Genomic DNA, 1,267 nt, shown 5'->3' with positions numbered 1-1,267 from the left:
CTTGCCCCCGGTGCCTGCCGGGCACGGCAGGCACCGGCAGGAAGGAAGCGTGATGGAGATCGAAGGATCGGTCGCCCTGGTGACGGGGGCCAATCGCGGCATCGGCCGCGCGTTCGCCCGCGCGCTGGTCGAGCACGGCGCGAGCAAGGTCTACGCCGCCGTCCGCGATCCGGCGAGCGTGAGCGATGAGGACCTCATCCCGCTGCGTCTGGACGTCACCAGGCCCGAGGAGGTAGCCGCGGCAGCCGCCGCCGCGGGTGACGTCACCATTGTGATCAACAACGCCGGCGTCGGAGGTTTCGGCACCAAGCTCCTGACGGGCTCCTTCGACGGCGCACGCCAGGCGATGGAGATCAACTGCTTCGGCACCTGGGCCGTCTCCCGTGCCTTTGCCCCCGTCCTGGCCCGCAACGGCGGCGGCGCACTGGTGAACATGCTGTCGGCCGCCTCCTGGACCTCGCGGCCGGACTACCCCGGATATGCGGCTTCCAAGGCAGCCCAGTGGTCGTTGACGGGCGCGTTGCGGCAAGGCCTGCGTGAACAGGGAACGCTCGTGGTCGGCGTCCACGCCGGTTTCGTGGAGACGGATCTCAGCTCCTTCACGGACGCGCCGAAGATCAGCGCGGCCGACGTCGCGGAGCAGACCATGGAAGCCCTGGCGAACGACCGGGTGGAGGTCCTCACCGACGAGCGGACCAGGCAGGTCAAGCACGCCCTGTCGCAACCGCCCGAACGGTGAGCAGACGCCGGCCCGGCCTGGAAGAGACATCCCCTCGCCAGCGGTTGATCGACTGATTCCGGTCCGCAACCCGAAAGGTTGGTGGATCACTCCCCAGGGGCGCACCGGCCATGGCAGAGGAAGGATTCATGAGTTCGGAGCCATCGGCGGCGCACGACATCCGCACCCCGGCCCTGCTCGGACAGACCCTCGTCGTCATCGGCGGGAGCGCGGGCATCGGGCTGGCGACCGCCGGGCACGCCCGTGCCGAGGGCGCCTCGGTGATTCTCACCGGACGGGACCCCGAACGGCTGCGTACCGCGGCCACGGAGGTCGAAGCGCTCGGCACCGCCGCCTTCGACGCCGGCGACCCGGCGCGGCTGCGGCGGTTCTTCCAGGAACTGCCCGGGCCGATCGACCACGTGATGGTCACGGCTGGACACCCGTCCTACGGGCGCCTCCTGGACATGGACTGCGATCAGGCGCGCCGGGCGGTCAGCGAGCACATGGTGCTCGCCCTCGAGGTCGCGCGCCACGCCGCCGGCACGG

General features: G+C 70.8%; 2 protein-coding genes. Both read left to right on the top strand.

The features are described from left to right. Positions 1–739: SDR family oxidoreductase (locus tag RH94_RS09070; protein ID WP_407697291.1), on the top strand; the 739-nt coding region annotated here is incomplete at its 5' end. Positions 740–867: 128 nt separating this feature from the next. Further along, the coding region (locus tag RH94_RS09065; protein ID WP_143203980.1) for an SDR family NAD(P)-dependent oxidoreductase at positions 868–1,267 on the top strand (400 nt) is incomplete at its 3' end.

This window comes from Streptomyces kebangsaanensis (genome assembly GCF_001906585.1).
GTDB classification, from domain to species: Bacteria; Actinomycetota; Actinomycetes; order Streptomycetales; family Streptomycetaceae; genus Streptomyces; species Streptomyces kebangsaanensis.
Note: the sequence above shows the minus strand (reverse complement) of the source record. Positions and strands in the feature narration are given on the sequence as shown.